The organism is Vibrio sp. 1167, assembly GCF_033340375.1.
Lineage (GTDB): Bacteria > Pseudomonadota > Gammaproteobacteria > Enterobacterales > Vibrionaceae > Vibrio > Vibrio alginolyticus.
On record NZ_JAWOWK010000015.1, the window covers coordinates 18,629 to 45,276 of the forward strand.

The 26,648-nt window shown below is 44.7% G+C and carries 27 protein-coding genes; 23 read left to right on the forward strand and 4 right to left on the reverse strand.

The features are described from left to right. Positions 1-27 precede the first annotated feature (27 nt). A complete protein-coding gene (locus R7Z78_RS21190) occupies positions 28-771 on the reverse strand; it encodes a copper homeostasis protein CutC (RefSeq protein ID WP_104976042.1) in 744 nt (247 codons plus the stop codon). A gap of 283 nt (positions 772-1,054) precedes the next feature. Continuing rightward, the gene (locus R7Z78_RS21195; RefSeq protein WP_005381738.1) at positions 1,055-1,666 is read right to left on the reverse strand and encodes a peroxiredoxin C; all 612 of its coding nucleotides are present in this window, start codon (positions 1,664-1,666) and stop codon (positions 1,055-1,057) included. 199 nt (positions 1,667-1,865) lie between these two features. On the opposite strand from R7Z78_RS21195, the gene R7Z78_RS21200 reads away from it, so the two are divergent. The 3 genes from R7Z78_RS21200 (at position 1,866) to aceA (ending at position 6,440) form a co-directional block, all read left to right on the forward strand. Beyond that, positions 1,866-2,771, forward strand: a complete 906-nt coding sequence (locus R7Z78_RS21200) for a hydrogen peroxide-inducible genes activator (RefSeq protein WP_005383681.1) — start codon at positions 1,866-1,868, stop codon at positions 2,769-2,771. A 606-nt stretch (positions 2,772-3,377) separates the two neighbouring features. Beyond that, entirely contained in the window at positions 3,378-5,006 is a 1,629-nt protein-coding gene (gene aceB, locus R7Z78_RS21205; protein WP_169643944.1) for a malate synthase A, read from the forward strand. A gap of 120 nt (positions 5,007-5,126) precedes the next feature. Beyond that, complete coding sequence (aceA, locus tag R7Z78_RS21210; protein WP_005381733.1) at positions 5,127-6,440, forward strand: isocitrate lyase; 1,314 nt, start codon at positions 5,127-5,129, stop codon at positions 6,438-6,440. 123 nt (positions 6,441-6,563) lie between these two features. On the opposite strand, the gene R7Z78_RS21215 is transcribed toward aceA, so the two are convergent. After that, positions 6,564-7,013, reverse strand: coding sequence for a CBS domain-containing protein (locus R7Z78_RS21215; protein ID WP_017820562.1), 450 nt, complete (start codon positions 7,011-7,013; stop codon positions 6,564-6,566). A 312-nt stretch (positions 7,014-7,325) separates the two neighbouring features. Here R7Z78_RS21215 and R7Z78_RS21220 point away from each other — a divergent pair, with 312 nt between their 5' ends. From R7Z78_RS21220 to R7Z78_RS21255, 8 genes are all read left to right on the forward strand, one after another. Next, positions 7,326-8,492, forward strand: a complete 1,167-nt coding sequence (locus R7Z78_RS21220) for a S1 family peptidase (RefSeq protein ID WP_104975878.1) — start codon at positions 7,326-7,328, stop codon at positions 8,490-8,492. 268 nt (positions 8,493-8,760) lie between these two features. Further along, a complete protein-coding gene (gene queA / locus R7Z78_RS21225) occupies positions 8,761-9,813 on the forward strand; it encodes a tRNA preQ1(34) S-adenosylmethionine ribosyltransferase-isomerase QueA (RefSeq protein WP_005381728.1) in 1,053 nt (350 codons plus the stop codon). Positions 9,814-9,960: 147 nt separating this feature from the next. After that, positions 9,961-11,097, forward strand: a complete 1,137-nt coding sequence (tgt, locus tag R7Z78_RS21230) for a tRNA guanosine(34) transglycosylase Tgt (protein WP_005381727.1) — start codon at positions 9,961-9,963, stop codon at positions 11,095-11,097. A gap of 177 nt (positions 11,098-11,274) precedes the next feature. Next, complete coding sequence (gene yajC / locus R7Z78_RS21235; protein WP_005381725.1) at positions 11,275-11,604, forward strand: preprotein translocase subunit YajC; 330 nt, start codon at positions 11,275-11,277, stop codon at positions 11,602-11,604. A gap of 21 nt (positions 11,605-11,625) precedes the next feature. Beyond that, entirely contained in the window at positions 11,626-13,482 is a 1,857-nt protein-coding gene (secD, locus tag R7Z78_RS21240; RefSeq protein WP_005381724.1) for a protein translocase subunit SecD, read from the forward strand. Positions 13,483-13,496: 14 nt separating this feature from the next. Then, on the forward strand, positions 13,497-14,444 hold the full coding sequence (gene secF / locus R7Z78_RS21245; protein WP_005383689.1) for a protein translocase subunit SecF: 948 nt from the start codon (positions 13,497-13,499) through the stop codon (positions 14,442-14,444). Positions 14,445-14,608: 164 nt separating this feature from the next. Further along, positions 14,609-15,025 (forward strand): hypothetical protein, encoded by a 417-nt coding sequence (locus R7Z78_RS21250; protein WP_017633921.1) that lies wholly within the window; start codon positions 14,609-14,611, stop codon positions 15,023-15,025. Between the two features lie 141 nt (positions 15,026-15,166). Continuing rightward, complete coding sequence (locus tag R7Z78_RS21255) at positions 15,167-15,478, forward strand: hypothetical protein (protein ID WP_017633920.1); 312 nt, start codon at positions 15,167-15,169, stop codon at positions 15,476-15,478. A 70-nt stretch (positions 15,479-15,548) separates the two neighbouring features. Here the strand turns inward: R7Z78_RS21255 and suhB are convergent, their stop codons facing one another. Continuing rightward, a complete protein-coding gene (gene suhB / locus R7Z78_RS21260; RefSeq protein WP_005381722.1) occupies positions 15,549-16,352 on the reverse strand; it encodes an inositol-1-monophosphatase in 804 nt (267 codons plus the stop codon). A gap of 231 nt (positions 16,353-16,583) precedes the next feature. Here suhB and trmJ point away from each other — a divergent pair, with 231 nt between their 5' ends. The 12 genes from trmJ (at position 16,584) to R7Z78_RS21320 (ending at position 26,513) form a co-directional block, all read left to right on the forward strand. Further along, positions 16,584-17,303: a tRNA (cytosine(32)/uridine(32)-2'-O)-methyltransferase TrmJ gene (trmJ, locus tag R7Z78_RS21265; protein ID WP_017633919.1), complete on the forward strand. Its 720-nt coding sequence runs from the start codon at positions 16,584-16,586 to the stop codon at positions 17,301-17,303. 125 nt (positions 17,304-17,428) lie between these two features. After that, positions 17,429-17,935, forward strand: a complete 507-nt coding sequence (gene iscR / locus R7Z78_RS21270) for a Fe-S cluster assembly transcriptional regulator IscR (RefSeq protein WP_005381720.1) — start codon at positions 17,429-17,431, stop codon at positions 17,933-17,935. Between the two features lie 28 nt (positions 17,936-17,963). After that, the gene (locus tag R7Z78_RS21275; RefSeq protein ID WP_005381719.1) at positions 17,964-19,178 is read left to right on the forward strand and encodes an IscS subfamily cysteine desulfurase; all 1,215 of its coding nucleotides are present in this window, start codon (positions 17,964-17,966) and stop codon (positions 19,176-19,178) included. A gap of 38 nt (positions 19,179-19,216) precedes the next feature. After that, positions 19,217-19,600, forward strand: coding sequence for a Fe-S cluster assembly scaffold IscU (iscU, locus tag R7Z78_RS21280; RefSeq protein WP_005381718.1), 384 nt, complete (start codon positions 19,217-19,219; stop codon positions 19,598-19,600). A gap of 70 nt (positions 19,601-19,670) precedes the next feature. Then, positions 19,671-19,994 (forward strand): iron-sulfur cluster assembly protein IscA, encoded by a 324-nt coding sequence (gene iscA / locus R7Z78_RS21285; protein ID WP_005381717.1) that lies wholly within the window; start codon positions 19,671-19,673, stop codon positions 19,992-19,994. A gap of 55 nt (positions 19,995-20,049) precedes the next feature. After that, on the forward strand, positions 20,050-20,565 hold the full coding sequence (gene hscB, locus R7Z78_RS21290) for a co-chaperone HscB (RefSeq protein ID WP_005381716.1): 516 nt from the start codon (positions 20,050-20,052) through the stop codon (positions 20,563-20,565). Between the two features lie 21 nt (positions 20,566-20,586). Continuing rightward, positions 20,587-22,440, forward strand: coding sequence for a Fe-S protein assembly chaperone HscA (gene hscA / locus R7Z78_RS21295; RefSeq protein ID WP_017633916.1), 1,854 nt, complete (start codon positions 20,587-20,589; stop codon positions 22,438-22,440). Positions 22,441-22,453: 13 nt separating this feature from the next. Next, positions 22,454-22,792, forward strand: coding sequence for an ISC system 2Fe-2S type ferredoxin (gene fdx / locus R7Z78_RS21300; protein WP_005381713.1), 339 nt, complete (start codon positions 22,454-22,456; stop codon positions 22,790-22,792). 44 nt (positions 22,793-22,836) lie between these two features. Continuing rightward, on the forward strand, positions 22,837-23,031 hold the full coding sequence (gene iscX, locus R7Z78_RS21305; protein ID WP_005381711.1) for a Fe-S cluster assembly protein IscX: 195 nt from the start codon (positions 22,837-22,839) through the stop codon (positions 23,029-23,031). A 161-nt stretch (positions 23,032-23,192) separates the two neighbouring features. Then, a complete protein-coding gene (gene pepB / locus R7Z78_RS21310) occupies positions 23,193-24,491 on the forward strand; it encodes an aminopeptidase PepB (RefSeq protein ID WP_017633915.1) in 1,299 nt (432 codons plus the stop codon). A gap of 95 nt (positions 24,492-24,586) precedes the next feature. Next, entirely contained in the window at positions 24,587-25,012 is a 426-nt protein-coding gene (gene ndk / locus R7Z78_RS21315) for a nucleoside-diphosphate kinase (protein ID WP_017633914.1), read from the forward strand. 373 nt (positions 25,013-25,385) lie between these two features. Beyond that, on the forward strand, positions 25,386-26,513 hold the full coding sequence (locus tag R7Z78_RS21320; RefSeq protein ID WP_017633913.1) for a bifunctional tRNA (adenosine(37)-C2)-methyltransferase TrmG/ribosomal RNA large subunit methyltransferase RlmN: 1,128 nt from the start codon (positions 25,386-25,388) through the stop codon (positions 26,511-26,513). Positions 26,514-26,648 lie beyond the last annotated feature (135 nt).

Genomic DNA, 26,648 nt, shown 5'->3' on the forward strand with positions numbered 1-26,648 from the left:
AAGCTATGCGCGTGAGGTTACGGTGGTCTATTTGAGAGTTGCTACGACATCGGTTATGGCTTGTGTACTTGTGATGGGGATTAAAAAATCATCGACATCGGATGCGCCCATTTTGCTTTGTTCAGCAACAAAGGTCATTTGGCTAGGGCGTGTGGTTTTGCCTGACAGATGGATTTCAGGAGCTTGAGTGTCTTCTACTAACGCACGTACGTTACTCGCATTAACGCCAGCCCCCGCCATGATTGCTATGCGTCCTTGGGCTTGCTTAACCAAAGCTCTAAGCACATCGATCCCTTGTGGTGCTGAAGGCGCAAGACCAGAGGTTAAAATACGTTCACAACCTAAGCTGATCACTTCTTCCAAAGTTTTTTCAGCGTCACGACACTGGTCAAAGGCACGATGGAAGGTCACGCCTAAGCCAAGCGCTTGAGCAAATTCACACAGCGCAGCCGCGTAAGGCATATGAATATCACCGTCTTGAGTGAGCACGCCGAACACGACACCGCTCAAGCCTGATTGGTGAGCCGCTTCAATATCCCAACGCATCATTTCGATCTCTTCTTCATTGTAGAAGAAGTCACCTTGGCGTGGGCGGATCATGGCATAAACTGGAACACTCGAAAGCTTAGCCGCTTGCTGCATAAAACCATAACTGGGTGTTAGTCCGCCTAAAGCCAAAGAGGAGCAAAGTTCAATCCGAGTGGCGCCGCCAGCAATGGCGTAGTGCAGAGATTCAATATTATCAATACAGACTTCTAGGTGAGTAACCACGTTCATTCATCCTGCTAACGTTACAAATAAGTGTTGTGGCTAAGATATTAACAGGGCCAGTAAGCAGAATCTGTATGGAGGAGATGATAAATAGAGGTAAAGTTTACGCTAAAGCGTTACCTCATTTTGGCGGTTTATCTGAAGGAAAAAGAAAGCCCAGAGCAGAGGCTCTGGGCTTTGATAGGACTTTACTTAGACTGATTGGCGTTTGCGGTTTTCCGCATTAGCTTATTGCTTTATATACATCCAACCATCACACCCGTTGAGCTAGGGTGAAGGTCTATTATTTTTTGCCTAGGTCAGCTGCGTGCTCAGATAGGAACGCTGCAACACCTTTTGGAGATGCGTCCATACCTGCTTTACCTTCTTCCCATTGTGCAGGACATACTTCGCCGTGCTTCTGGTGGAAGTTAAGAGCGTCAACCATGCGTAGCATTTCGTCGATGTTACGGCCTAGTGGTAGGTCGTTAACTACTTGGTGACGTACAACGCCTTCTTCGTCGATTAGGAAAGAACCACGGAAAGCAACGCCTGCTTCTGGGTGCTCAACGTCGTAAGCTTTACAGATTTCGTGCTTAACGTCAGCAACTAGTGGGTACTTAACTTGACCGATACCGCCATCTTCGATAGCAGTGTTACGCCATGCGTTGTGAGAGAACTGAGAATCGATAGAAACACCGATTACTTCAACACCTTTAGCTTGGAAGTCAGCTAGACGGTTGTCGAATGCGATTAGCTCAGATGGGCAAACGAAAGTGAAATCTAGTGGGTAGAAGAATACTACTGCTTTCTTACCTTTAGTGAACTCTGCAAAGTTGAAGTTTTCAACGATTTCACCGTTACCTAGAACAGCTGCTGCAGTAAAATCAGGGGCTTGACGACCTACTAGTACCATTTTTTTGCTCCTAAAAAGTATGGTTAGCTCCAAACCGAATTCAGTTGTGTCGGTTTGGTTCGTGTTTGTACGAGACAAACTATAGTACAGATTGTAGTATTGAAAAAAGCGAAATAAATAGATTGAGTTAATCGAAAAAAACGATAATAACAAAACTCTTAACTCGATCACTGGAACGGCGGTAGATACAAATACAATTATGAATAAATGGCCCAGTTTGAAGCAGTTACACTATTTAGTCACACTGCATGAAACAAGACATTTTAGTGACGCTGCAGAGCGTTGTTTTGTCAGTCAGTCGACTTTAAGTAAGGGTATTCAAAACTTAGAGGAATTGATAGGTTGTCCCTTATATGAAAAGAAAGATAAGAAAAGTCCACTGGTTTTTACCCAAACAGGAGAAATGGTAGTAAAGCAGGGGCGAGAGCTGTTAGCAAAAGGGCAAGATTTGGTCGAGCTTGGACGTATGTGCCAAGGCGACGATATGCAAGGCCAGCTAAAAGTAGGATGTATACCAACAATTGCTCCGTTTTTACTGTGTGATTTGGTACAAGAGGTGAACTACCGTTTTCCACAACTGAATCTTTTATTAAGAGAAGACACGACGACAAACTTACTTCAAGCGCTCAGACATGGTGAGCTGGATGTGCTTATTTTAGCGTTACCAGTCGAAATTGATGGGATGGAAAGCCGAGTAGTGGGTAAGGATCCGTTTCGAATGGTTATAAGCGCTAATCAAGCCCAATCGGTCCCTGTGCCGATTCGTTACGCGGATTTACCTGACGAATCCGTCTTTCTACTAGAGAAAGAACATTGCTTAACGGAACATGCGGTATCAGCGTGTAAATTAACAGACAAAGAAAAAATCAATCCGTTTACGGCAACCAGCCTCCATACACTGGTGCAAATGGTTGCGAATGGTTTGGGAACAACGTTCATTCCTCAAATGGCTATCGACCATGGCTTGCTGCATAACCAGAATTTAGTCGTGATCGATCCTCCTGGTAAACAAGCTTATCGCGAAATCGGCTTAGTTTGGCGTCCGAGCTCGTCAAGAACGAAAACATTTAATCAACTTGCAGAAGTCGTTTCAGAGCTGCTTTAGCTATTAGTATTAGCCCTTACTTCTCCATTATTTATCTAAAAGCGCACTGGAAACAGTGCGCTTTCTAGTATTTTATTCTGTTGGTAAACTTTGACTTGTAAAATTTTACAGCTCTTCTTTGATGAAGCTTTCATAAAATAGTGAAATTTCACAATGTTAATTTTACACAAAGCCCTGCATACCTTGTTTGACCCCTGTTTAAATACATCTCTTCAGCCCTTGTGAATACAAGGTGTTTGTTTACCAGTCTATATTCATACGCTTGTTTGAAATGATAAAACGACTTTAAATTTAATGTAATTTTATTACGTAATAACTTACAAAATAAGGCGCTTGATAGATGGTTTTTACCTTGCGGAATAAAACTTTGAATTTTCTGTTTTGTTTATATTGGGGGTTTCACTAAACCCCTTGTTGATATAGCTTATTTAAAGGCCGATACGACTTATGTCTAGATTGAAAATACACGTAGCATTACGCAATCTATCGGCATGGCTAGACGAGTTGAACACAAAGTTAAAGGATGTAATTTGTTGTTCATAACTTACAAATGTAGCTTTACGCTGACTGCCCAAGATTGATAAAGCACGTTAAGGATGAATGATTATGCTTGCTCAGACAGAACAAAAAACACAACAACTAAAGCAAACCCAAGGCATGCTTGAGGTGAATGGAGTCGTTGCTCCAGAACATCAAGCAATTTTCCCTGTTGAAGCCCAAACCTTTTTATCTCTACTGTGTGAAAAATTTGCCGGACGTGTTGAACAGTTGCTGGAAGCAAGAGAAGAGAAGCAAGCACGTATTGATGCTGGTGAGCTACCAGATTTTCTACCAGAGACACAAGACATCCGTGAAGGAAGTTGGAAGATCCTAGGAATCCCACAAGATCTGCAAGATCGCCGTGTGGAGATTACCGGACCAACTGACCGCAAGATGGTGATTAACGCACTGAATGCGAATGTAAAAGTGTTCATGGCAGACTTCGAAGATTCAATGTCTCCTGCATGGAGTAAAGTGCTAGATGGTCAAATTAACTTGCGCGATGCTGTTAATGGCACCATCAGTTACACCAATCCTGGCAATGGCAAACATTATCAGCTGGAAGATGACCCAGCGGTGTTGATCTGCCGTGTTCGCGGCCTTCATTTAAAAGAAAAACACGTTACGTGGCACGGTCAGATCATTCCAGGTGCGCTATTCGATTTCGCTCTGTATTTCTATAACAACTACAAAGCGTTACTTCAAAAAGGCAGCGGCCCTTATTTCTACCTTCCAAAACTGCAATCGCATCACGAAGCGAAGTGGTGGAGCGAAGTGTTCCATTTCACGGAAGACTATTTCGGTTTGGATACAGGCACGATCAAAGCGACTGTGCTGATTGAAACCTTACCAGCGGTATTTGAAATGGACGAGATTCTGTTCTCGCTTAAAGAACACATCGTTGGTTTGAACTGTGGTCGCTGGGATTACATCTTTAGCTACATCAAAACATTGAAAAAACACTCAGACCGAGTACTGCCAGATCGCCAAGTGGTAACGATGGACAAGCCATTCTTAAACGCTTACTCGCGATTATTGGTACGTACTTGCCATAAACGAGGTGCTTTCGCGATGGGAGGAATGGCCGCATTTATCCCAGCTAAAGACCCGAAAGAGAATCAAAAAGTATTAGACAAGATCCAGACTGACAAATCGTTAGAAGCTAACAACGGCCACGACGGTACTTGGGTGGCTCATCCAGGTTTGGCTGACACTGCTATGGAAGTCTTTAGTGCTGTGCTGGGTGAACGCACCAACCAGTTGGATGTGAGCCGTGCAGAGGATGCGCCTATTACAGCAGCTGAACTGCTTGAGCCTTGTGAAGGCGAGCGCACTGAAGGCGGAATGCGCCACAATATTCGCGTTGCGCTGCAATACATCGAAGCTTGGATTTCTGGCAATGGTTGTGTGCCGATTTACGGACTGATGGAAGACGCAGCAACGGCAGAAATCTCACGCGCCTCTATCTGGCAATGGATTCAACACGGCAAGTCGCTAGACAACGGATTAAAGGTCACTAAAGAGCTGTTCGAGCTCTATCTCAAAGAGGAGATTGAAGTCGTGAAGCAAGAAATTGGCGAGCAGCGCTACCATGCGGGTCGATTTGAAGAAGCAGCAGACTTAATGGCAAGGCTCACGACGAGCGATGAACTGACCAACTTTTTGACAGTTCCTGGTTATGACCACCTGGATTAATAAAGAATAACTGTAACACCAATAACGTGAAGGATTTTCAAGGCAGATAGGGAAGTACTGCCTGAGAACGGAAACTCAACGCACACGCATAAAGTGCAAATTATAAAGAGGGATAGACCAATGACTAACTTAACTCGCCGCCAACAAATTGAAGCTCTGGAAAAAGACTGGGCAACTAACCCACGCTGGAAAAATGTGAAGCGTACTTACACTGCCGAGGAAGTGGTGGAACTGCGTGGCTCTATGGTGCCTGCAAACACAATTGCACAACGTGGTGCAGACAAACTTTGGTCACTGGTCAACGGTAGTGCGAAAAAAGGTTACGTAAACTGTCTTGGTGCGCTAACGGGTGGTCAAGCCGTTCAACAAGCTAAGGCAGGTATTGAAGCGATCTATCTGTCAGGCTGGCAGGTAGCGGCGGATAACAACACCGCTTCGACGATGTATCCAGACCAATCTCTTTACCCAGTAGATTCTGTACCGTCAGTAGTAAAGCGTATCAACAACTCATTCCGTCGTGCAGACCAAATTCAGTGGGCTGCTGGTAAGACGCCTGAAGATGAAGGTGGTATTGATTACTTCCTACCTATCGTAGCGGATGCGGAAGCGGGCTTTGGTGGTGTGCTTAACGCTTACGAACTAATGAAATCGATGATCGAAGCCGGTGCCGCGGGCGTTCACTTTGAAGACCAGTTAGCATCGGTGAAAAAGTGTGGTCATATGGGTGGTAAGGTATTAGTTCCTACGCAAGAAGCTGTACAAAAGCTCGTTGCAGCTCGTTTGGCTGCTGACGTAGCGGGAACAACAACATTAGTTATTGCTCGTACTGATGCGAATGCGGCGGATCTCATTACTTCAGATTGCGACCCATATGATAAAGACTTTATTGAAGGTGAGCGCACTCAAGAAGGTTTCTACCGCGTTCGCGCGGGTATCGACCAAGCGATTTCTCGCGGTCTGGCTTACGCACCATATGCAGACTTGATTTGGTGTGAAACGGCTACGCCATGTTTGGAAGAAGCACGTAAGTTTGCAGAAGCAATTCACGCTGAATACCCAGATCAATTGTTGGCATACAACTGCTCGCCTTCATTCAACTGGGAGAAAAACCTAGATGCAGAAACCATTGCTAAGTTCCAACAAGAGCTTGCAGACATGGGCTACAAGTACCAATTCATCACGCTAGCAGGCATTCACAACATGTGGTTCAACATGTTTGAACTGGCACACGCTTACGCTCAAGGTGAAGGTATGCGTCATTATGTTGAGAAAGTTCAGCGTCCTGAATTCCAAGCGGCTGAAAAAGGTTATACGTTTGTTGCGCACCAACAAGAAGTAGGTACAGGTTACTTCGATAGAATGACCAATACTATCCAAGGTGGTAACTCTTCAGTGACAGCATTGACAGGTTCGACCGAAGAAGACCAATTCTAATTGGCAGAGAAACACTTCCTTAATCAGCGTCAGTAATGGCATTTTGAGCGGCAACCCTGCCGCTCTTTTTTCGTTTAACCGGTGTAAAAACGAAACTTACAACAAAGAGAATACGCTTGCGTACTATTCTTCCTGCTCGATTTCTTCAGGTTCCACTTCTTCTTGTAGTTCCAATAAGTTAATCGCAATCGTCACGAAGTCACTATCAGTAATAATGCCGACCAATCGACCTTTGGTGACAACAGGTAGACAGCCAACTTTATGCTTTTGCATATAGATAGCGCTCTCTTTGAGCCCCGCGATAGGCTCTGCCGTCATGATATTGGTGTGCATCATTTCGTAGAGCGGTGTGTCTAAAGTAAAAGATTGTTCAGCCTCATCTGGGTGCAAGCTCGATTCTTGAGCAGCAAGAATGTCGCGTTGAGTCACCAAGCCTTGTAAGTGGTTATTGGCATCAACAACCGGAATGTGTCGAATATCAAGCGCATCCATCATGCTTTTTGCATCACGCAAGGTGTGCGTGCGCAGTAAGGTATGAGGATTACGAGTCATCATGTCTTCAACCTTGATCATAGAGACCTCCAGCGGCATTGTCCTTCTCTTAAATATAGAGAATATTTTTCTGTATATCTGGGAGCTAACTCGTTTTTCATCAATTAAATAGCACAATGCTGATGGGCTGCGTAATCTGTGTTTTATTGGTGTTTTTATTAATTTGAATAAGTCGGTTTGTGTGCGAGTCAGTTGGCATTTTTAGTTGATATTGAATGTGTCCCCAAGGTAATCCAATGAATTGAATCGCACATTTTTATTCGCTGGATTTTCCAAGATTCTTCTCTCGAAGAAGATACGTCCAGGCTTACCAAATTGAAGACAGCAACCTAGATGAAACGAACAACGTGTAACAAACTTATTGCGCTGGCAGTGGCGGCATTCAGTGTGCCATCAACACAGGCGATTGTGTTAGGAGATGAACAAACCGATCCTGTTGACCGCGTTACTTTGCGAGCAAGTAATATGGCAGAGTTTCCGCTGTGTGGGGGAACGATGCTGACAGAGCAATGGGTACTGACTGCGGCGCACTGTGTGGTGATGGGACAAGGAACCAATGAAGCAACCTACTATGTGACCCCGCCGGGTGAGTTGTCGGTGAATGCGAATGTGTATGAACTTAATTCTGCAGGGCTTGATAACTTCTATCCGGTGTCTCACGTTGTGGTTCATCCGGATTACACCCGGATTTCAAAAGCTGAGACCGACAGTAATGGCAACGTGAAACCTATCCAAACCGGTTTAGATTCAGACATCGCGTTGCTGTATCTCACGCGCCCAGTGGCAAACGCGAGCTTTGCTGACCTAGCGAGTAAAGTTGACATGGAGAGTATCGAAGCACGTTTGGTGGCGGATTGGAACGATAATTACCTGACCAATCAACGTGTCGAAAATGTGCAAGTGTTTGGATGGGGGGCTACTCAGCCGGATGCTTCTGAACCTTCTTATACGCTCAAAACCACCATTAGCACATTTTTACCCATCGACAAATGTTATGAGCGTTTAGAAATTGGCAGCAGTTTTCCGGGGATCATTGATTCAAGAGACAACCAAACCAAAATTTGTACGCTACCAACACAAAACCATGTATTGGAGCCAGATAGCCATACTCAATATGGCAACTCTGCATGTAAAGGTGACAGTGGTGGCCCGTTGGTCGATGTGGCGACCGGCAAACAAATTGGTATTGTTAGTGGCGGCCCCCTTATTCTACCAACGTGTGGCTCTTTGACGATCCCAAGTTTCTATACCAAGGTGAGCCACTATTACGACTGGGTACAGTCTTACATCACTGCCGATGCGCCACCAAGTCGTTACATCATTGCGCCGAATTTTATCAAAAGTGCTAACAATGAAAGTGGTGACAATAAAGAGTGTCACGATGGCATTGCGACCAATAACTGTGATTTCAAAGGCTCAGATGATGAAGGTGGCAGTCTAGGGTTTTTGTTATTGGGTTTATTCGTGCCGTTATTCTTGTGGCGAAAGCGTGAGGTTTGATAGGGCGATTGGAATGCCAAACTAATAAGCAGCGGTATACGTTGCTTTGCTTTTTTCATGTTCTCTCTTTGGGGCTCAAATTAAAAATAGTGCCAAGTAATCGAGGCTTTTCACGTTTTATTACACTCTTCACCATGGCTTTTACTGCTATATTCTGGTGATTTGCTTGCTATTGCAGCATGTAAACATATACTAGTCTGCTGCGAAAAACTCGTCGCAATTTTATCGTCGCCTAGACGTGATTTGACCAATAGATAAGACAAGTAACATGCAAGTATCAGATTTCCATTTCGACCTTCCAGATGAACTCATCGCTCGCTACCCTCAACCAGAGCGTACCGCTAGCCGACTGCTGCAAATGGACGGCAATACCGGAGAGCTCATTGATGGCACATTTACTGATGTATTGGGCCAAGTTCAACCCGGTGACTTAGTGGTGTTTAATAATACTCGTGTTATTCCTGCTCGTCTTTTTGGCCGCAAGGAATCGGGCGGTAAATTAGAAGTGCTGGTGGAGCGCATGTTGGATGAGAAAAGCATCCTCGCGCACGTTCGTTGCTCTAAATCACCAAAACCAGGTACAACCATTATTGTTGGCGAGAATGATGAATATTCAGCAGAAATGGTTGCACGCCATGATGCTTTATTTGAACTGAAATTTAGTTCTGATAAGACGGTACTAGAAATTCTGGAAGAAATCGGCCATATGCCGCTTCCTCCTTACATCGACCGTCCAGACGAAGATGCAGATAAAGAGCGTTACCAAACGGTATATAATCAAAAGCCAGGTGCGGTTGCGGCACCGACAGCGGGCCTTCACTTTGATGATGTTCTCTTGGAGAAAATCAAAGCGAAAGGTGCAGAGTTTGCTTACGTTACTTTGCACGTTGGGGCGGGTACATTCCAGCCGGTAAAAGTGGAAAATATCAACGATCACCACATGCATGCCGAGTACGTAGAAGTACCACAAGAAGTCGTCGAAGCAATTAAAGCGACGAAAGCGCGTGGCGGACGAATTATTGCTGTTGGTACCACATCTGTGCGTTCACTTGAAAGTGCAGCGCAAGACGCATTGCAAAAAGGGACTGAGCTGGCCCCATTCTTTGGCGATACTGAAATCTTTATTTTCCCTGGTTACGAATATCAGCTGGTGGATTGCTTGATCACCAACTTCCACTTGCCTGAATCAACATTGATCATGTTGGTGAGTGCATTTGCTGGATACGAGAACACCATGAATGCTTACAAACATGCGGTGGAAAACAAATACCGTTTCTTCTCGTATGGCGATTCAATGTTCATCAAGAAGAAAACGGCGTAGTTAAAAATAGATTTACGAGTGCTAGCAGTAAGCTAGGAAATAAAGCATCCATTGCTTTGTCTCTCGCAAGGAAAAGCGACCGCTCCTTAAAGTAGGGTAGAGCCCTAAACACTCAGTCAGACTGTTTCTCTGACACCCGGAGGCATCGTGAAATTAAAATTCGATCTTAAGAAGAAAAACGGCAATGCACGTCGTGGTCAACTGACTTTCGAACGCGGCACTGTTCAAACTCCTGCGTTCATGCCAGTAGGTACTTACGGTACCGTTAAAGGTATGACACCAGAAGAAGTAAAAGGTACTGGTGCAGAAATTCTGCTAGGTAATACTTTCCACCTGTGGCTACGTCCTGGTCAAGAAGTGATGAAAATGCACGGTGACCTGCACGATTTTATGAACTGGCACGGTCCTATTCTTACTGATTCAGGCGGCTTCCAAGTATTCAGCCTTGGTAAGATGCGTACGATCACTGAAGAGGGTGTTCACTTTCGTAACCCAGTAAACGGTGACAAGATTTTCATGGACGCAGAAAAGTCGATGGAAATTCAAAAAGACCTGGGCTCTGACATCGTTATGATTTTTGACGAGTGTACGCCTTACCCAGCGACACACGATGAAGCGAAGAAATCGATGGAAATGTCATTACGCTGGGCACAGCGTTCACGTGACCACTTCGAGAAGCTAGAAAACCCGAACAACCTATTTGGTATTGTCCAAGGTGGTGTTTACGAAGATTTACGTGATGTGTCGGTAAAAGGTCTAACGGAAATCGGTTTTGACGGTTACGCGGTTGGTGGTTTGGCAGTAGGTGAGCCTAAAGAAGACATGCACCGTATTCTTGAGCATACTTGTCCTCAACTTCCTGAAGACAAACCTCGCTACTTGATGGGCGTAGGTAAGCCAGAAGACTTGGTTGAAGGTGTTCGTCGTGGTATCGACATGTTTGACTGTGTAATGCCAACGCGTAACGCACGTAATGGTCACTTATTTGTGACTGGTGGTGTGATCAAGATCCGTAATGCGAAACATAAAACGGATACAACACCATTGGATCCGCATTGTGACTGTTACACTTGTCAAAACTACAGCAAGTCGTACCTTCACCATTTAGAGCGTTGTAATGAAATCTTAGGCGCTCGCTTGAATACAATCCATAACCTGCGTTACTACCAGCGTCTGATGGAAAGCATTCGTAAAGCAATTGATGAAGATCGCTTCGATGAATTTGTTACTGAGTTCTATGAGCGTCGTGGCCGTGAAGTGCCACCACTAGCAAAAGAGCAGTAATTGAAAAACTAAAAGAATTAAAGCCTTTGGCATGTCGCCAGAGGCTTTTGCTAATAAAGTAGGCTAACGCACGTTATTTTTGAGAGAGCGATCTCTATTAGTTACTCTCAGACTTGAATCTAAAATGCGAAAGCCCAATTTGTTTGATTATCAATAAAATATAATGAGGATGTTTTAATGTTTATTTCTCAGGCTCACGCAGCAGCAGAAGGCGCGCCAGCAGGCGGTGGTTTTGAAATGCTAATCATGCTTGGCATGTTCGCAGTGATCTTTTACTTCATGATTTACCGCCCACAAGCGAAACGCGTAAAAGAACACAAAAACCTAATGGCTTCTATGGGCAAAGGCGACGAAGTTTTAACTAGCGGTGGCCTAGTGGGTAAAATCACTAAGATTGCTGAAGACAATGACTACATTTCAATTGAGCTTAACGCGAACAATGAAGTAGTAATCAAGAAAGACTTCATCACTGCAGTGCTACCAAAAGGTACGCTTAAGTCTCTATAAAACAGCTAAAGGATCCTCGCTGTGCTAAACCGTTATCCATTATGGAAGTACTTGATGGTGCTTTTTGCCATCATCACCGCTGCGTTATACGCACTTCCAAATATCTACGGTGAAGATCCGGCTATTCAAGTTACAGGGGCGCGTGGCGCCTCTGTAGATATGTCAACGCTGGATGCTGTCACTACTGCTCTTAACAAAGAGCAACTTTCTCATAAATCCATTGCTCTCGAAGATGGATCAATTCTTGTTCGTTTTAACGACACTGACACACAAATCAGTGCTCGTGATGTCATCAGCGAAGCGCTAGGCAAAGACACAATTGTTGCACTTAACCTTGCACCTTCTACACCCGATTGGCTAGAAGCGATTGGCGCGTCACCATTGAAGCTAGGTCTTGACCTTCGCGGTGGTGTTCACTTCTTAATGGAAGTGGATATGGATGCAGCGATGGAAAAGCTTGTTGGTCAACAAGAAGAAGCTTTCCGTAGCGAACTTCGTGACGCCAAGATTCGTTACCGTGCAATCCGCCCTTCTGGAAAAGAAGCGGTAGAAGTGTTGTTGCGTAACGAAGAGCAATTAGCAGAAGCGAAAGCAACGCTAGAAAAGAATCACCCGGACATGATTTTTGTCGATTCTGATTCAAATGGCCGTTACGCTCTTACTGCAACCTTTACTGAGCAACGTTTACAAGAGATCCGTAACTATGCTGTTGAGCAAAACATTACGATTTTACGTAATCGTGTCAACGAACTAGGTGTTGCGGAACCATTGGTTCAACGTCAAGGTGCTAGTCGCATTGTAGTTGAACTGCCTGGTGTTCAAGACACTGCTCGTGCAAAAGAAATTCTCGGAGCTACGGCAACGCTTGAATTCCGTGAAGTTGATGATAAAGCTGACCTATCGGCAGCGGCAAATGGTCGTGCGCCAGCAGGTAGTGAAATCAAGATGGACCGTGATGGTCGCCCAGTTGTGCTTAAGAAGCGCGTTATTCTTGGCGGTCAAAGCATCACAGATGCAAGCTCAAGTGTTGATGAATATGGTCGTCCACAAGTTAACATCTCGCTAGACAGCGAAGGTGGTAATAAGATGTCTGCGTTCTCTAAGAAGAACATTGGTAAGCTAATGGCTACCGTGTTTGCAGAATACAAAGACAGTGGCCGTCGTACGCCTGAAGGCAAAGTTATTCTGGATAAGCATGAAGAAGTCATCAACCAAGCAACGATTCAATCGGCTCTTGGTCGTAACTTCCGTATCACAGGTATCGACTCTGCTGCAGAAGCACACAACCTAGCACTTTTACTACGTGCTGGTGCACTGATTGCACCTATCTCTATCGTTGAAGAACGTACCATTGGTCCATCAATGGGCCAGCAAAACATCGATATGGGTATCCAAGCATGTATCTGGGGTATGGTTGCCGTAATGCTATTTACCCTGCTTTACTACCGCGGCTTTGGTTTGATTGCAAACATTGCTCTAATGGCAAACTTAGTGCTTATCATTGGTGTTATGTCGATGATTCCAGGCGCTACCATGACGCTTCCGGGGATAGCCGGTATCGTGTTAACAGTCGGTATGGCAGTTGATGCGAACGTACTGATCTTCGAGCGTATCCGTGAAGAAATTCGTGATGGACGTAGTCCACAACAAGCGATTCACCAAGGTTACGCGAATGCATTCAGCACGATTGCTGATGCGAACATCACAACACTAATTACTGCAATCATTCTATTTGCGGTCGGTACAGGTGCGGTGAAAGGTTTCGCAGTTACTCTATCTATCGGTATCTTAACTTCAATGTTCACCGCCATTATTGGTACACGTTGTATCGTGAACCTGATCTACGGTGGCAAACGCGTTGATAAATTGTCGATCTAAGGCTGGGAATTAATATGTTTCAAATTCTAAAAGCAGAGAAGACGATCGGCTTTATGCGTTGGTCGAAAGTAGCATTCGTTTTTTCAATTATAATGATTGCTGCTTCTATCTTCACTTTGTCAACCAAGTGGCTTAATTGGGGTCTAGATTTCACTGGCGGTACTCTTATCGAGGTCGGTTTTGAACAGCCAGCAAACCTTGAAGAGATTCGTGCAGCACTAGATTCAAAAGGCTTTGGCGATGCGACAGTACAAAACTTCGGTAGTGCTCGTGAAGTCATGGTTCGTCTTCGTCCACGTGATGACGTTTCTGGTGAAACGCTAGGTAACCAAATCATTGGTGCTATCAAAGATGGTACTGGCGAAAGCGTAGAAATGCGTCGTATTGAGTTCGTAGGTCCCAACGTTGGTGATGAGCTAACAGAAGCTGGTGGTCTAGCGATCTTGGTATCGCTGATCTGTATTCTGCTTTATGTATCGATGCGATTTGAATGGCGTCTAGCGGCTGGTGCGGTAATGGCATTGGCTCACGATATAATTATCACGCTAGGTGTCTTCTCGTTTCTACAAATTGAAGTTGACCTGACTATCGTAGCTGCGCTACTGACGGTTGTGGGCTACTCACTCAACGATACCATCGTTGTATTTGACCGGATTCGTGAAAACTTCCGTAAGATGCGTAAGGGTGAACCTTCAGACATTATGGACGCCTCAATCACTCAAACGTTGAGCCGTACATTGATTACATCTGGTACGACGTTGTTCGTGGTAATTGCACTGTTCATGCAGGGTGGTGCTATGATTCACGGCTTTGCAACCGCACTTTTACTCGGTATCACTGTAGGTACTTACTCTTCTATCTACGTAGCATCAGCACTGGCTCTAAAACTGGGTATCCAGAAAGAGCACTTGATGCCACCTCAAGTAGAAAAAGAGGGTGCAGAGTTCGACGAAATGCCATAAGGCAGATTGAGAACCGAAAACAAAAACCGCTGAACAATCAGCGGTTTTTTTATGCCTGATAGATTTGAAAGTTTCATTTTTTTTTGAGGTACTTCCAGCTTGAATTGTAGTTTTTTGATTGAGTTGAATATCGGAAGTATGTTCAACAATTTCGGGAGGAAATAATGTCAAGGCAAGCTGAAATAAAAGTACAGTTACTGAAGTTTGTAGAGATTTCTTACAAGCACAATAAAGGTGTTACCACCAAGCTAGTTACTGGAGGGAAAAGGTTCAAGTTAGCAGTTGATGAGTCAGGTAAAGTAACTTTATCTGGTGAGCTTGGATTTACTAAGTTTGAAGTTTCAAAAGAAATGGTTGAAGAGCTGGGCATAAAATTAAAAGCCGTTTCTGTTACTTTTAAAACTACTCGTGATGGTGTTTTGACATACAGTGGGAGTGTTTCTCTTTTTGGTGTTGTTTCCTTTGGAGTTACTGGGCAGGTAAATGTCCGTGAGCTTTTAGAGCAGTGCGAGTGGGGGCTTTGTAAGTACAGATTTAAGCCGAGTAAAATTGATCAAGCGCTCCGTGAAGCTGGGGTTTAGTTGGTTATGCTAAATAGAATTCTACCTATTCCGGTTTTACTAAGTGTTTCAACGCCCTGCATCGCAAGTCCACTCCACGATACTTACCTTGATATACGTAATAATTTATACAAGATGCAGTATATAGAGGTGGTAGAAGCTATGGCAGGACCAAATCTATCGATTGAAGAGCTGAACAGTATTAAGTCTCACCCAATAAAATTTGGTCATCAATTTCCATTTTTATCATCTATCCCATCAAGTTTGGTTACAGAGCTGTCTTACTTTGAAGAGTACAGTGAGGATGGAGGAGTTGGATGTCTTTCTGTAAACGGCTTTGGTGATGTATACCAGCCAGTCACGGTTTCGCTGCAGTTTTTAATGAAGGAACAAATATGGAAGGTTAAGCACGTAAAAATAGACCACTTATCTGACTACGACCGTTTCTACAAACAGGCTGATTGTTCGAAATAAAAAAGCCCCGCTCAATGAGCGGGGCTTTCTAAAGTCATCAGCGTGACGGGCTATATATGACTTTCAAATCTTACTTAAGGATCGCGCTGTTACCGTTTTCGCGGATGTGCTTAAGGATAGATTTTACGCCACGAGCGCTTGAAGCAACGATGTTACCAGACTTCATGTAGTCAGTGCCGCCAGCAAAGTCTGTTAGGATTGCGCCAGCTTCACGAGCAATAAGCTCACCTGCTGCCATATCCCAAGGTTTTAGGCCTAGCTCGAAGTAACCATCAACACGGCCAGCAGCCACGTAACAAAGGTCAAGAGCAGCAGAGCCGCTACGACGGAAATCAGCACATTCAGTGAATAGCGCACCAACGATCTTGATGTAAGACTCAGCGTGTTGTTTCTGCTTGAATGGGAAGCCTGTTGCTAGAACAGTACCTTGAAGGTCTTTTAGTTGAGCAACACGAATACGTGCACTGTTTAGTTGAGCGCCGGCACCGCGTTGTGCAGTGAATAGCTCGTTTTGCATTGGATCGTAAACACAAGCAACTTCAGTTTTGCCCTTAATACGAACAGCGATAGAAACCGCGAAAGTTGGGTAACCTTTTACAAAGTTAGTGGTGCCATCCAGTGGGTCGATGATCCATTGTACGTCTTTATCTTTACCTTCGATAAGACCTTGTTCTTCAGCAACGATACAGTGCTCAGGGTAAGACTGCTTGATAGTATCGATGATGATGTATTCTGCTTCTTTGTCTACGTTAGTGACAAAGTCATTAGTGCCTTTAAGAGTAGATTCTACTTTATCAGTGTTTTCTAATGATTTAGCAATATGATTGCCTGCCTTTCGCGCAGCGCGAATAGCAATGTTTAGCATTGGATGCATACGAATTTCCCAACGGATGTTAAAGAACAAATGAAAGCGGCGGCGAGTATACCAGAGATAATCAAAAAGGGAAGTGGTTATTTTTTACTCTAATTGCGGCCGACTGAGTGTACAGATCATACTGCGGACGAGAACAATAACCAAGAATGAGAAGAGAGGTCTGCTTGCCTCTAGGGTGTCTTAAAAAACTATGATAACATTCTGCGGTTTTAATTTAGGTAGCAAACACAGATGTTGGATCAAGTAAAAATTGTACTCGTAGGTACCTCTCATTCAGGCAATATTGGCTCAGCAGCTCGAGCAATGAAAGTGATGGGTTTAAACCAACTAGTATTAGTCGATCCACAATGTGAAGTGGATGAACAAACTCTTGCTTTAGCTGCGGGTGCTGGTGATATTGCTCAAAATGCAAAGATTGTCGGCACATTAGAAGAAGCGGTTGAAGATTGTGGCCTTGTTGTGGGTTCTAGCGCCCGCTCTCGTACATTAGAATGGCCAATGCTCGAGCCACGTGAATGCGGTGAGAAATTTGCAGTTGAAGGCCGAAAGCATCCGGTTGCGCTCGTGTTTGGCCGAGAAAGAACTGGTTTGACAAACGAAGAGCTACAAAAGTGCCACTACCATGTTTGTATTCCCGCTAATCCTGAGTACAGCTCGCTTAACCTAGCGATGGCTGTACAAACTCTCAGTTACGAAGTGCGAGTTGCACACTTGAACTTAGAGCAAAGCCAGTTTTCCCCAAATGAATCGGAAGAATACCCGCGTCATCGAGAACTCGAATTGTTCTTCGAGCATCTTGAAAAGGTGATGGTTGAGACCCAGTTTATTAACAAAGAGCAACCTGGACAGGTGATGAATAAGTTGCGCCGTTTGTTCTCTCGTGCTCGACCAGAAACCCAAGAACTTAATATTCTACGAGGCGTTTTGACTTCGATAGAAAAGAAGTTCTGAGTGAATAATAACCACTTTAGATGTAAGGATGAATACCTGAGTAAAATGGTCAAATAAATACTTGACCAAATTACTCAGGTATGGAAAAATCTTAACCATTACAAACCATGTGGATACGGTGTGGTATGAAACTTACATCTAAAGGAAGATATGCGGTGACAGCCATGCTGGATGTGGCACTGCATTCGCAACAAAACCCTGTACCTCTGGCTGATATTTCAGAGCGTCAAGGGATCTCGCTCTCTTACTTAGAGCAGCTATTTTCAAAATTGCGTAAAGCAGGTCTCGTTGCCAGCGTTCGTGGTCCTGGTGGTGGTTACCGACTTGGTGCCGACGCTCACAGTATCGCTATTGGTACCGTGATTGCTGCCGTTGATGAGTCAGTAGATGCAACCAAATGCCAAGGTAAAGGAGATTGCCAAGGTGGAACACGTTGCCTTACTCACACGCTGTGGCGTGACCTAAGCTCTCGCATTAGTGACTTTTTGAATAACATCACTCTTGGTGAGTTGATGACAGACAATGAAGTACTCGAAATTTCTGATCGTCAGGACATTGATCTGGCGGTAACCCATGGGCTATCAAACAAAAATACAACCGCCGCGCCCATCGGTGTAAACGTCCGCTCTTAGCGGTCAGCTTTTTACATTGGAGTAGAGAATGAAACTGCCGATTTATCTTGATTATTCCGCTACATGTCCAGTTGATCCACGTGTTGCTGAAAAAATGGTTCAGTACATGACAATGGATGGCACATTTGGCAACCCAGCGTCACGTTCGCACCGTTACGGCTGGCAGGCAGAAGAAGCGGTCGATACTGCTCGTGAGCAAATTGCTGACCTTCTAAATGCAGATCCTCGCGAAATCGTATTTACATCTGGTGCGACAGAATCAGACAACCTTGCGATTAAAGGTGCAGCGCACTTTTACTCGAAGAAAGGCAAGCACGTAATCACTTGTAAAACAGAGCACAAAGCCGTTCTTGACCCATGTCGTCAACTTGAGCGTGAAGGCTTTGAAGTGACTTACCTTGAGCCAGAATCAAATGGCTTGATCGATCTAGAGAAGCTTAGAGCAGCCATGCGTGATGACACCGTGCTTGTGTCTATTATGCATGTAAACAACGAGATTGGTGTGGTTCAAGACATTACAGCGATCGGCGAACTGTGCCGTGAGCGTAAAATTGTTTTCCACGTGGACGCTGCGCAATCTGCAGGTAAATTACCAATCGACGTTCAAGAGATGAAAGTTGATCTAATTTCACTTTCTGCTCACAAAGTTTACGGTCCTAAAGGTATCGGTGCACTTTACGTACGTCGTAAGCCTCGTATTCGTCTTGAAGCGCAAATGCACGGTGGCGGTCATGAGCGTGGTTTCCGCTCTGGTACACTACCTACTCACCAAATCGTAGGCATGGGTGAAGCATTCCGCATTGCAAAAGAAGACATGCAAAAAGATTACGATCATGCTTTAGCGCTTCGTAACCGTCTTTTTGATGGCGTGAAAGACTTAGAAGCAGTGACGGTAAACGGTGACTTTGAGCAGCGTGTACCACACAACCTAAACATCAGTTTCGCATTCGTAGAAGGTGAATCACTACTAATGTCGCTTAAAGATCTAGCGGTATCTTCTGGTAGTGCTTGTACGTCTGCAAGCCTTGAGCCTTCTTACGTTCTTCGTGCCCTAGGCATGGATGACGAATTGGCTCACAGCTCGGTTCGTTTCTCGTTTGGTCGTTTCACGACTGAAGAAGAAATTGATTACGCAATTGAACAAATCCGCGTTGCAGTGACTAAGCTACGCGACATGTCTCCTCTATGGGATATGTACAAAGAAGGGATTGATTTGAGCACTGTTGAATGGGCTCACCATTAATCTCAGGGATTGAAATAGAGGATTCGAGGTAATTTATCATGGCATACAGCGAAAAAGTAATTGATCACTACGAGAACCCACGTAACGTTGGTTCATTCGATAAAGAAGATCCATCAGTAGGTAGCGGCATGGTTGGCGCTCCTGCGTGTGGTGACGTAATGAAGCTTCAAATCAAAGTGACACCTGAAGGTATCATCGAAGATGCGAAGTTCAAAACATACGGTTGTGGTAGTGCAATCGCATCAAGCTCACTAGTAACTGAGTGGGTAAAAGGTAAGTCAGTTGATGAAGCGGCAGCAATTAAAAACTCTGAGATTGCTGAAGAGCTAGAGCTTCCACCAGTGAAAGTTCACTGTTCTATTCTTGCTGAAGATGCAATCAAAGCAGCGGTTGCTGACTACAAGAAAAAACACCAAGAATAATTATTCCGTAATATAATGGGAGCTTTGACGCTCCCATTCCAATCGAAATTTAGACAGACTAAGGTGCAGTATGGCCATCACAATGACAGAATCAGCGGCAAGTCGCGTAAGAGCATTCCTAGATAACCGAGGCAAAGGTATCGGTTTACGTCTTGGAGTGAAGACGACTGGCTGTTCCGGCATGGCATACGTACTTGAGTTTGTTGATGAGCTCAATGAAGAAGACGAAGTATTTGAACTCTCTGGAGTGAAAATTATCATCGATCAAAAGAGCTTAGTGTACCTAGATGGTACTGAATTGGATTACGTGAAAGAAGGGTTGAATGAAGGTTTTGAATTCAACAACCCTAACGCGAAAAGTGAATGTGGTTGTGGTGAAAGCTTCAACGTCTAATTGATTGTCCTTCTGGGCAAACGAGTCCGGAAGGCTTTACTAGGACCCGAACTTAATGAATCACTTTGAATTATTTGGGCTACCAAGTCAGTTTAAGCTGGATGGTAGCCTTCTTTCTTCTCAGTTCCGAGAACTACAAAAACGCTTCCACCCGGATAACTTTGCAACGGGCTCAGAACGTGACCGTTTGATGGCGGTGCAAAAGGCGGCGCAAATCAACGATGCCTATCAAGTTCTGAAAAATCCTATTTCTCGCGCCGAGTATATCCTCGCAGAGCAAGGTGTTGAGATCCGAGGTGAACAGCAAACAATGCAAGATCCGATGTTCTTAATGGAGCAAATGGAACTGCGCGAAGAACTGGAAGAGATTGCTGACAAGTCCGATCCTGAATCGGCGCTTTTTGACTTCGACTCTAAGGTCAGCAAAATGTACAAACAGCATCTGGCAAGCGTCGAGCAAGAGCTTGATGATGGTCTATGGACTGAAGCCGCAGACCGAGTTCGTAAGCTAAAATTCATTGCCAAACTAAAGAACGAAATTGAGCTAGTCGAAGACAAACTCCTCGGCTAGTAAGCGTGACAAGGACCTATCATGGCACTACTTCAAATCGCAGAACCGGGCCAAAGCTCGGCACCTCATGAGCATAAGTTAGCAGCGGGTATCGACTTAGGTACTACCAACTCTTTGGTTGCTTCTGTACGTAGCGGCGATGCAACTCCACTTGCGGACGAGCAGGGCCGTACTATTTTACCTTCAGTCGTTAATTACGCTGAGGAAACGTTAACGGTCGGCCACGAAGCCAAAGCCAAAGCAGAGTTTGAACCAGAGAACACGATTATCTCTGTAAAACGTTTGATCGGTCGTTCATTAAAGGACATTCAGTCCCGTTACTCTTCACTTCCTTATCGTTTTAAAGAGAGTGAAAACGGCCTGCCAATTCTGCAAACACCTCAAGGTGACAAAAACCCGATTGAAGTATCTGCGGACATCCTAAAAGTATTGGGTAAGCGAGCTGAAGATACGTTAGGTGGTGAGTTAGCTGGTGTAGTTATTACCGTTCCTGCTTACTTTGATGACGCGCAACGTGCAGGTACAAAAGATGCGGCGAAATTAGCTGGTCTTCATGTTCTCCGTCTACTTAACGAACCAACCGCTGCGGCAATTGCTTATGGCCTAGACTCTGGTCAAGAAGGTGTGATTGCGGTTTACGATCTAGGTGGCGGTACTTTTGATATCTCTATCCTACGTTTATCGAAAGGCGTATTTGAAGTATTAGCAACAGGTGGCGATTCTGCATTAGGCGGTGACGACTTCGACCATCTATTTGCCGATTATTTAATGGAGCAAGCGGGTCTAGAAGCGCCGCTTTCTGCAGAAAAGAACCGTATACTGTTGAACATTGCTACTGAAGCTAAGATTGCTTTCTCTGAGCAAGACAGTGTTGACGTTGACGTTTTTGGCTGGAAAGGCACCGTGACTCGCGAGCAGTTCGAAGATCTGATTCGTCCGCTAGTGAAGAAAACACTGATGTCTTGTCGTCGCGCATTAAAAGATGCGGATGTCGACGCAGATAAAGTACTCGAGGTCGTCATGGTTGGCGGCTCAACCCGTACATTGTTGGTTCGTGAAATGGTAGGCGAGTTTTTTGGTCGCACACCTCTGACAAGCATTAACCCAGATGAAGTTGTTGCAATCGGTGCGGGTATTCAAGCTGATATCCTAGCGGGTAACAAACCTGACTCTGAAATGTTGCTTCTTGATGTGATTCCACTGTCGCTCGGTATTGAAACCATGGGTGGTTTGGTCGAGAAGATCATCCCCCGCAACACTACGATTCCCGTTGCGCGTGCGCAAGAATTTACCACATTCAAAGATGGCCAAACGGCGATGAGTGTTCATGTGGTACAAGGTGAACGTGAAATGGTTGATGACTGTCGTTCACTTGCTCGCTTCTCGTTAAAAGGTATTCCTCCGATGGCAGCGGGTGCGGCACATATTCGCGTGACTTACCAAGTTGACGCTGATGGCCTTCTTTCTGTTACGGCAATGGAGAAGAGCACTGGTGTTCAATCAGAGATTCAAGTAAAACCTTCTTACGGCTTAAGTGACAATGAAGTGGCGGATATGTTGCGTGATTCAATGACGCACGCAAAAGAAGACATGCAAGCTCGTGCCTTAGCTGAGCAGCGTGTTGAAGCCGACCGAGTGATAGAAGGTTTGATTGCAGCGATGCAAGCTGATGGTGATGACTTACTATCAGAACAAGAGAAACAAAACTTGATTAAAGCCATCGAAGCCTTGATTGAGCTGCGTAATGGTGATGATGCAGATGCGATAGAGCAGGGCATTAAAGATACCGATAAAGCGAGCCAAGATTTCGCATCACGCCGTATGGATAAATCGATTCGAGCTGCGTTGTCAGGTCAATCAGTAGACGATATATAAGAGATAAGTAGTTATGCCTAAGATTATTGTATTACCACACGACGATTTGTGCCCAGAAGGTGCAGTGTTGGAAGCAAACTCTGGTGACACCGTTCTAGACGTAGCGCTAAAAAACGGTATCGGTATTGAACATGCGTGTGAGAAGTCATGTGCGTGTACTACCTGCCACGTAATCATCCGTGAAGGTTTTGATTCACTCGAAGAAAGTGAAGAACTAGAAGACGACATGCTAGATAAAGCGTGGGGTCTAGAGCCTGAGTCACGCCTAGGGTGTCAGGCGAGAATTGCTGATGAAGACTTGGTGGTAGAAATTCCTAAATACACACTAAACCACGCTTCAGAAGATCACTAAAACTATCTTCCCAATATAGGGAAGAAGCAAAAGGAAGATGAGCAATGAAATGGACAGATTCTCGCGATATCGCGATTGAACTTTGTGACAAGTTTCCAGATGTCGATCCAAAAACAGTGCGTTTTACCGATCTTCATCAATGGATCATGGAGTTAGATGAGTTTGACGATGAGCCAAACCGTTCTAATGAAAAGATTCTAGAAGCCGTTATCATGTGCTGGATGGACGAAGCAGACTAAGTCTGTAAAACACAGCCTAGTTAACAATTCTTACTAAAAAAAGCGGACCTTTAGGTCCGTTTTTTTATCCAATTGACATTTTTGCCCTACATAATGCTAACATCCGTGAGTTATTAAAAAGAAGCAGCGTAGGCAACGCTGCTATAAGACAAGGAGAAACCATGTCTACACAGATGTCTGTATTTTTAAGTCAAGAGTCGGCAGCACCACATTGGGGTGAAAAAGCACTGCTTTCATTCGCTGAAAACGGCGCAACTATTCACTTAGGTGAAGGTCATGATCTCGGCGCAATTCAACGTGCAGCTCGTCAGCTAGATGGCCAAGGAATTCGTTCTATTTTTCTTTCTGGTGATAACTGGGATCTAGAGAGCGTATGGGCTTTCCACCAAGGGTTCCGTAACCCTAAAAAACATGGCTCAGTTGAGTGGGCAGCATTGTCTGATGAAGAGCAAGCAGAGCTTCAAGCTCGTATTACTTCGACTGATTTTACCCGCGATATTATCAACAAAACGGCAGAAGAAGTTGCTCCTCGTCAGCTAGCGACAATGGCTGCTGAATTCATCAAATCTGTTGCGCCGAAAGGCACGGTGACAGCTCGTATCGTCAAAGACAAAGACTTGTTGGCAGAAGGTTGGGAAGGTATTTACGCAGTAGGCCGTGGTTCTGAGCGTACTTCTGCGATGCTTCAGTTAGACTACAACCCAACTGGTGACGAAAACGCACCTGTATTCGCATGTCTTGTGGGTAAAGGCATCACCTTTGATTCCGGTGGTTACAGCTTGAAGCCTTCTACCTTCATGAGTGCAATGAAAGCAGATATGGGTGGCTCGGGTACTATAACTGGTGGCCTAGGATTAGCTATCTTGCGCGGTTTAAACAAGCGCGTAAAACTGATCTTGTGTTGTGCTGAGAACATGGTTTCTGGCCGTGCCCTTAAGCTTGGCGACATCATCACTTACAAAAACGGCAAAACCGTTGAGATTATGAATACCGACGCGGAAGGTCGCTTGGTGCTTGCAGACGGTCTTATCTACGCCAGTGAGCAAAAGCCTGAGTTAATCATTGACTGCGCGACGCTAACAGGCGCAGCGAAGAATGCGTTAGGTAACGATTACCATGCGCTAATGAGCTTTGATGATGAGCTATCGCATCAAGCGCTTACGGCGGCAAACCAGGAAAAAGAAGGCTTGTGGCCGCTACCACTTGCTGATTTCCATCGAGAAATGCTGCCATCTAATTTTGCCGATTTATCGAATATCAGCTCTGGTGATTATTCTCCGGGTGCAAGTACTGCAGCTGCATTCTTGTCTTACTTCGTTGAGGACTACAAAAAAGGCTGGTTACATTTCGACTGTGCGGGTACGTATCGTAAAGCCGCTTCTGATAAATGGGCTGCGGGAGCAACGGGTATGGGTGTTCGTACACTTGCTCGTTTCCTCAATGAGCAAGCTGGAAAATAAGATTGATTGCAGCACTCTCTTGTTTGAGTGCTGCTCTTACCCAGTAAGTCACTTTAAAAGCACAACTATTATTACAAGTACAGAAAGGAAATTTTATGGCTCTAGAAAGAACATTTTCAATCATTAAGCCTGATGCTGTAGAGCGAAACCTAATTGGTGAAATCTACAATCGTATTGAAAAGGCTGGCCTACGTATCATCGCTGCCAAAATGGTTCACCTGACAGAAGATCAGGCAAGCGGCTTTTATGCAGAGCATGAAGGTAAAGAGTTTTTCCCTCCTCTAAAAGAGTTCATGACATCTGGTCCTATTATGGTTCAGGTATTGGAAGGCGAAAATGCGATTGCACGTTACCGCGAGCTAATGGGTAAAACCAACCCAGAGGACGCGGCATGTGGCACTTTGCGTGCTGATTACGCACTCAGCATGCGTCACAATTCAGTTCATGGTTCAGATAGCCCTGAGTCTGCCGCTCGTGAAATTGAGTTTTTCTTCCCTGAATCAGAAGTTTTCACTCGCTAACTCGTTCATGCATCACTTTTGCGTGATGATCTAGTTCGTAATAACCTCGGAATTGTCCGAGGTTTTTTATTCCGCGTTCTCCATTTCACCTGCGAGTTCATTCGTAATTATTCGCGAAGATGTTGGCTAATCTGAGCATCTTACAGGGGTGAAAGCTTAGTTACGTGTGTTTGTTCTCACTGTTTTCTCTGTACCACTTCTACGCTTTTGTTGTCGGTTGTCTAATCATTATTCTCACCGTAAATTCTGATTAAAATTTAATCGTTTTTATTTTAATGCCTTAGCAAACTCAGGGTCTTACACCCCTTGTTGTAGCTGCATAAAGGCTGTACAATTCGCGCCCTTATTCTTGTTTCAGTCATTGAGAGGCAACATGACCACTGAAAAAATCAATCTACTCGACTTTGATCGCAAAGGCATGCGTCAGTTTTTCGCGGAAGAACTTGGCGAGAAAGCGTTTCGTGCCGATCAGGTTATGAAGTGGATCTACCATTTCGGTGTAGATGACTTCGAAAAAATGACAAACATCAACAAGAAGCTGCGCGAAAAGCTTTTACACAAGTGTGAAATTAAAGCACCAACTGTAGCAGAAGCTCAGCATTCTTCAGACGGCACGATCAAGTGGGCAATGAAGGTTGGTGATCAGGATGTAGAAACGGTTTACATTCCAGAAGATGATCGCGCAACGCTTTGTGTATCTTCTCAAGTAGGTTGTGCATTGGAATGTAAGTTCTGCTCAACAGCACAGCAGGGCTTTAACCGTAACTTGAAAGTTTCAGAGATCATCGGTCAGGTGTGGCGTGCTGCACGTGAAATTGGTCTTGAGAAAGAAACAGGCCGTCGCCCAATTACGAACGTCGTGATGATGGGCATGGGTGAGCCGCTTCTTAATATGAAGAACTTGATTCCAGCACTGGAGTTAATGTTGGATGACCTTGGCTTTGGTTTGTCGAAGCGTCGCGTAACCGTATCAACATCAGGTGTCGTTTCTGGTCTTGATCAGATGACGGGCAAAATCGACGTTGCGTTAGCGATCTCTCTTCATGCGCCAAACGATAAGCTGCGTAGTGAAATCATGCCAATTAACGATCGTTGGGATATTCAAGATTTCCTAGCATCCGTTCGTCGTTACATTGCTTCATCGAATGCAAACCGTGGCAAGGTAACAGTCGAGTACGTGTTGCTTGATCATGTGAACGATGACATGGACCATGCTCGTGAACTGGCTGAATTGATGAAAGACACACCATGTAAGATTAACTTGATTCCGTTTAACCCGTACCCAGGTTCACCTTACAAGAAACCAAGTAACTCACGTATTGATCGCTTCCAAAAAACATTGATGCAATACGAGCACACAGTTACGGTTCGTAAAACACGTGGTGATGACATTGATGCCGCATGTGGTCAGTTGGTCGGTGATGTAATTGACCGAACTAAACGTACGGCAATGCTGAAAGCGTCACGCGGTGCCGATACCATTGAAGTGAAAGCTGTATAAACGACCGGAATTCAAAAATAGCCAGAGCCATTCGCTCTGGCTATTTTGTTTATTGTTTAGGACATTTTCGCCAAGATTTGGGACTATCACTCTTCAACCTAAGGTTATTTGGGTATAATTTCGAATTCCTTTGTC